Annotated in this window: 4 protein-coding genes, 1 tRNA gene and 1 pseudogene; 4 read left to right on the forward strand and 2 right to left on the reverse strand. The window is 69.7% G+C overall.

The annotated features are described in order from the left end of the window. Positions 1 to 38: 38 nt before the first annotated feature. Positions 39 to 617 carry a 5-formyltetrahydrofolate cyclo-ligase gene (locus tag C5B96_RS02700; RefSeq protein WP_104242723.1) on the reverse strand — a complete coding sequence of 193 codons (579 nt, stop codon included), beginning with the start codon at positions 615 to 617 and terminating at the stop codon, positions 39 to 41. Between the two features lie 82 nt (positions 618 to 699). Here C5B96_RS02700 and galU point away from each other — a divergent pair, with 82 nt between their 5' ends. From galU to C5B96_RS02720, 4 genes are all read left to right on the forward strand, one after another. Continuing rightward, positions 700 to 1,590: a UTP--glucose-1-phosphate uridylyltransferase GalU gene (gene galU / locus C5B96_RS02705; protein ID WP_104242725.1), complete on the forward strand. Its 891-nt coding sequence runs from the start codon at positions 700 to 702 to the stop codon at positions 1,588 to 1,590. Positions 1,591 to 1,647: 57 nt separating this feature from the next. Further along, complete coding sequence (locus C5B96_RS02710; RefSeq protein ID WP_104242727.1) at positions 1,648 to 2,301, forward strand: GNAT family N-acetyltransferase; 654 nt, start codon at positions 1,648 to 1,650, stop codon at positions 2,299 to 2,301. A gap of 73 nt (positions 2,302 to 2,374) precedes the next feature. Further along, positions 2,375 to 3,631, forward strand: a complete 1,257-nt coding sequence (locus C5B96_RS02715; RefSeq protein WP_104242729.1) for a hypothetical protein — start codon at positions 2,375 to 2,377, stop codon at positions 3,629 to 3,631. A 108-nt stretch (positions 3,632 to 3,739) separates the two neighbouring features. Further along, positions 3,740 to 3,812: transfer RNA gene (locus C5B96_RS02720), tRNA-Ala, on the forward strand. Between the two features lie 269 nt (positions 3,813 to 4,081). On the opposite strand, the pseudogene C5B96_RS18045 reads toward C5B96_RS02720, so the two are convergent. After that, positions 4,082 to 5,122, reverse strand: a pseudogene (locus C5B96_RS18045) (M1 family metallopeptidase); the annotation flags it as partial. Positions 5,123 to 5,556 lie beyond the last annotated feature (434 nt).

A 5,556-nucleotide genomic window follows, 5' to 3' on the forward strand; every position in this document is an offset into this window, starting at 1 on the left:
CGCTGAGGGGAGGGGGAGGCGCTGGGCGGAGGGGGAGGTCAGAACGTGACGACCCGGGTCGGCGTCACGACCCCGTTCACCGGCTGGTCGTGCACCTCACGGGGCACGGTGTCGAGCAGTTCGTCGTCGTAGATGACGGCGTACACCGGGGGGCACTTCTGCATCGACCCGAGGGTCTTGTCGAAGTAGCCTCGGCCCCAGCCGAGGCGCATCCCGCTCGCGTCGACCGCGGCGGCGGGAACGATGATGAGGTCGGCGTCGTTGATCGCGATCGGGCCGAGCAGTTCGCCGACCGGCTCGGGCATGCCGAAGAGACCGACCTCCTCGGTCTCGCCGTCGCCGTGGGCCCAGTCGAGCAGCCCGTCTTCGCGCGTGATGGGGAAGAGGGTGCGCACGCCGTTGGCGAACGCCCAGTTGAGGTAGGGGCGGGTGTTCGGCTCGTTCTGGGCCGAGAGGTAGCAGGCGACGAGCCGGGCGCCGCTCTGCTGGGTGAGCGCGACCAGGTTGGCGGTGAAGGCGTCGGTGGCCGCATCGCGCTCGGTGGAGGTGCGGTTGCGCCGGCGCTCCCGCAGCTCCGCGCGGAGTGCGCGTTTGATGTTGCTCGTCTGTGACAGCATGATCCGATTTTAGGCGCTCACTGTGACGCGGAGGTTTCGGAACAGCCCGACGGTCCACGGATTTTTGGATACCCTCGTAGCCATGACCTCATCTATCACCAAAGTCGTGATTCCTGCGGCCGGGCTCGGAACACGATTCCTGCCGGCAACGAAAGCGATGCCGAAGGAAATGCTCCCTGTCGTCGACAAGCCGGCGATCCAGTATGTGGTCGAGGAGGCCGTCGCAGCCGGCCTCGTCGACGTGCTGGTCATCATCGGCCGGAACAAGAACGCTCTCGCCAACCACTTCGACCGCAACACCGAGCTCGAGCACACTCTGGAGAAGAAGGGTGACGACAAGAAGCTCGCCCTCGTCGCCGAGGCGAGCCAGCTGGCCGACGTGCACTTCGTTCGCCAGGGCGACCCCAAGGGTCTCGGTCACGCGGTGCTGCGCGCCAAGGCGCACGTCGGCGACCAGCCCTTCGCGGTGATGCTGGGCGACGACCTCATCGATGCGCGCGACGTGCTGCTCACGAAGATGCTCGAGGTTCAGGATGAGCGCCAGGCCAGCGTCATCGCACTCATGGAGGTCGACCCCTCGCAGGCCCACCTCTACGGCATCGCCTCGATCGAGCAGACGGGCGAAGACGACGTGGTTCGGGTCACCGGGCTCGTCGAGAAGCCCGAGCCGGGCACCCAGCCCTCGAACCTCGCCATCATCGGCCGGTACGTGCTGCGCCCGGAGGTCTTCGACGTGCTCGAGACCACCGAGCCCGGCAAGGGCGGCGAGATCCAGCTGACGGATGCCCTGGCCACCCTGGTCGAGCAGCCCGAGCTGGCCGGGGGTGTGTACGGCGTGGTGTTCCGTGGCCGCCGCTACGACACCGGTGACCGGTTGGACTACATCAAGGCGATCATCCGGCTCGCCAGCGAACGCGACGACCTCGGGCCCGACCTCCGCCCGTGGATCAAGGACTTCGCAGCCGGCCTGTGACGCGACACTGCTCCGTTCGCGGTGATCGGGCGGGCGGAGCGGTGATTATCATTGGCTATGTTCGTTCCCACGCTGGTCGACGGTGCCATCGGCCTCCGCCCCATCCGCATCCGTGATTCGAAGGCGCTGGAGAACGAGCTCATCGCGAACCGGGGGTGGCTCCGCAAGTGGGAGGCCACCAGCCCGAACGCGCCGCTCTCGTTCGACACCCGGGCGAGCATCCGTTCGCTTCAGCAGAACGCCCGTGCCGGGTTCGGGCTTCCGTTCATCATCGAGTACGAGGGCCAGCTCGCCGGGCAGCTGAACGTCTCGTCGATCAGCTACGGCTCGGTGTCGTCGGCGAGTATCGGGTACTGGGTTGCGGAGCGCTTCGCGGGGCTGAACATCACGCCCACCGTCGTGGCCCTCGCGACCGACCACTGCTTCTTCTCGGTGGGGTTGCACCGCATGGAGATCTGCATCCGGCCCGAGAACGCACCGAGCCTCCGGGTGGTCGAGAAGCTCGGGTTCCGGTACGAGGGGCTCAGGCGTCGCTACATCCACATCAACGGCGACTGGCGCGACCACTTCTGCTTCGCGCTGGTGGGGGAGGAACTGCCGGTGGGCGTGCTGCGGCGCTGGCAGGAGGGGCTCGTTCCCGAGGGGCACGGGTCTGTGCCCGAGGCGGATCGGCGCGAGGCACTGACGCCGATCGCGACGCGCAACCGCTGAAGGTTCTCAACCGCCGGCGACACGCGCCCCCGGGTTGAGGCCGATAGCGTGCGCTGGCTCATACCGTAGAGCCATGACATCGGACTGGCTCGGCGGAGGCCTCATCGTCGCTCTCGCTGCCGTGCTGTGGCTGATCTACCTGATCCCGACGTGGTTCCGGCGGAACGAGTTCCTCTCGACCGAGCGGAACGTGGTGCGGTTGCAGCAGACGCTCCGCATCCTCGCGGAGACCAGCGAGGTGCCCGACGAGGTGCACGTCGAAGCCAACGCCCGCAGTGTCGCCGAGCAGCAGCGCATCCTGAAGAAGGCGAACGCGCAGAACCTGCTGGCCGAACGGGCCGGGCTGCAGACCCTCATCGAGCAGGGGATCGCGGCACAGCAGGCCACGGCAGCGGCCGCCGAGCGCGAGGCGGAGCTGCGGGCCCGCGCGCTCGAGTCCGCCGCGCAGGGCAGCGCCGGCGGCGTTGATCCCGAGGCGACGGCTTTCCGCGTGGCATCCGACGAATCGACCCCCGAAACCGGAGACTACGAGACCATCGTGCTTGCCCCGACCCCCTCCGCCCCGACCCACCGCCAGGCTGTGCTGAAGCTGCGCCGGGCGCGGGCTGCCACGTCGGGCGTGCTGCTGCTGGCGCTCGTCGTCTCGGTGCTCGGCGGGGTGCAGATCGCCGTCAACGGCGCGTGGGTGGTGCTGGTGGTCGGTCTGCTCGCAGCGACCCTCTGCGTGACGCGGCTTGCGCGGCTGGCCCGAGACGGGCGCGCGCTGTCGCTGTCGCGCCCCCTCTCGGGTGCCCGCCGCTCCCGCGGCACGGGTGCTGCGGTGTCAGGTCTGCGGCCAGCCGGCAGCATTCCCTCCGAGGAGTTCTGGTCGGCCGACGAACTCGCCGCCGCTGTCGCCGACGAGGTGGCGCACGAGGAGTCCGAGACGGTCGTCGCAGCAGCAGCAGCAGCCGCAGCGGCCCGACGGGATGACGCGGGCGACGGCTCGGGCTGGATGCCGGTTCCCCTGCCGAAGCCCCTGCACGTCGGCCACCGCCGCATTGAGGGCGACGTGCCGGTGCCCTCCTACATCGAGCAGACGGCAGTGCAGGCCGAGCAGGCGCTGCGGGCAGCGGCGCGCGACTCCGAGCAGGCCCTGCGTGCGTCGCAGGCCGCTGGGGTGCCCGACACGGCTCCGGATGCCGCGACCGCCGCCGAGCAGCCCGCCGAGGTCGAACTCCCGAGCGTCCAGCCCGTGCCAAACCGGTTCGCCGCCATGGGTGTCGTCGACGACGCGTCGACGGGCGCCCTAGACGTCGACCGTATCCTCGCTCGCCGCCGCGCCGGCTGACCCGCGGAGTCCCGTCGGCGTGGTTGGAATCCCGTGGGCGCGGTGCGGAATCCCGGCGGCGTGGTTCGAGAGCCCGCCCGCTCGTGATAGCCTTTCAGAGCAGTTTTCGGGGCTATGGCGCAGTTGGTAGCGCGCCTCGTTCGCATCGAGGAGGTCAGGAGTTCGAATCTCCTTAGCTCCACCCGCACTGCACAGAATGTCCCTCCGGCCTCGCCGGGGGGACATTCGTCGTTTCGGCCGTCGCCCGCTCGGAGCGCCCCCCGCACTCCGCCAAGGGCGATCGCGGCCGTCAGGACACCGCTCAGCCGAACCGGCGCGCTCTTCGGCGCGGTTGGGCTGAGGAGTGTCCTGGCGGATAGCCGGCGCGGTGACGGTGGCGCATGCGGTGGCGATGCGGGTCGGGGCGGTCAGGGCGCAGGGGCGGTCACCGGGCGGCAGCCACGCGTCGAAGAAGGGGGTGAGGTTCTGGCCCGACACCTGGGCGGCGTAGGCGGCGAACTGGTCGGTCGACACCGAGTGCCCGGCGTTCTCGGCCGCCCAGCCCTTCAGGATGCGGAAGAATGCGTCGTCGCCGACGGTGACCCGCAGGGCCTGCAGCGTCATTCCGCCCCGGGTGTAGACCGCGCTGTCGAAGATGCCCGCCGAGCCCGGGTCGGCGACCACCGTCGACCAGAATGCGTCGTCGTCGGCTGGATCGTCGCTGCCGGTGGGGTTCGCGTACGCCGCGTCGAACGCCTGCTGCGGCGTGGGCCCTCCGACGTGCTCCGCCCAGAGCCACTCGGCGTAGGTCGCGAAACCCTCGTTCAGCCAGATGTCCGACCAGCGCTCCATCGAGACGCTGTCGCCGTACCACTGGTGCGCCAGTTCGTGCACGACGACGGAGGCGTCGGCATCGGCCGGGAACGCCCAACTGGGATAGATCGGCCTGGTCTGGTTCTCGAGCGCATAGGGCAGTACATCATCCGGAGTCGGACCGAAGTCGGCGATCGCGATGCCCCCCGCCTCGGTGAACGGGTAGGGCCCGAACGACTGCGACAGGAAGGAGATGACCTCGGGTTCGTCGTCGAAGATCTTCGTGGCGACATCGCCGACCGTCGTGCCGCCGTCACCGCCTGCGCTCTGGCTGAAGAGGGCGGGAGCGACGGCGTTGTAGTAGGCGATGCCGTCGACGTCGTTCTCGGTGATCGTGTAGTGACCGACCGTCGCGGTCGCGAGGTAGGTGGCCATCGGCTCGGCCATCTCCCAGTCCCAGGTCGAGGTGGCGCCGCTGGTCGTGTGCGAAGCGAGGCGTCCGTTCCCGACGACCTGCAGGCCGGCGGGCACCGTGAGGCGGGTGCTGAAGGTGGCCTTGTCGGACGGATGATCGTTCGAGGGGAACCACGTCGCCGCCACTCTCGGCTGGCCGACGACGACCGCGCCGTCGCTGGTCTGGAAGACTCCGGCCGGGCCGAACGCATCGTCGATGGTGATTGGTACGCCGGCGTAGGTCACGGCGGTCGTGATAGTGGCGCCGGTGGGGATGACGGCGGGCGGGATGATCGTGAGCTCGGTCCGGGGCGGGGTGGCGTTGCCGTCTGTGCTGCCCGGGGTCTGCGGCTGCCCGGTGGCATCGCTGATCTGGGTCGTGGCGAGACTGTGGTCGGCGGCGGATCCGTCGACGGTCAGCGCGCTGATCGTGAGCGCATCCGAGCCGTCTTCGGCCCTCGTGTCGAAGTCGAGGTTGAAGGCCGAGAGGTTCTGGGTGGCGGTGGCCGTGATGGTCGCCGTACCGGAGAGTGCGTGGGTCGCCGGGTCGTAGGCGAGGTCGAGGTCGTAGTGGCTGACGTCGTAGCCGCCGTTGCCGTCGAGGGGGAAGTAGGCGTCGCCGATGCCGGCCGCGCCGGGCTGGCCGTCGACGGGCGCAGGGGTCGCGGTGGGCGTGGGGG

Source organism: Subtercola sp. Z020 (genome assembly GCF_002931235.1).
In the GTDB taxonomy this organism is placed as follows: Bacteria; Actinomycetota; Actinomycetes; order Actinomycetales; family Microbacteriaceae; genus Subtercola.

What these genes read in the sequence shown, in the direction of transcription:
- C5B96_RS02700 (WP_104242723.1), bottom strand. Translation starts at nt 617, where the DNA reads ATGCTGTCACAGACGAGCAACATCAAACGCGCACTCCGCGCGGAGCTG.
- galU (WP_104242725.1), top strand. Translation starts at nt 700, where the DNA reads ATGACCTCATCTATCACCAAAGTCGTGATTCCTGCGGCCGGGCTCGGA.
- C5B96_RS02710 (WP_104242727.1), top strand. Translation starts at nt 1,648, where the DNA reads ATGTTCGTTCCCACGCTGGTCGACGGTGCCATCGGCCTCCGCCCCATC.
- C5B96_RS02715 (WP_104242729.1), top strand. Translation starts at nt 2,375, where the DNA reads ATGACATCGGACTGGCTCGGCGGAGGCCTCATCGTCGCTCTCGCTGCC.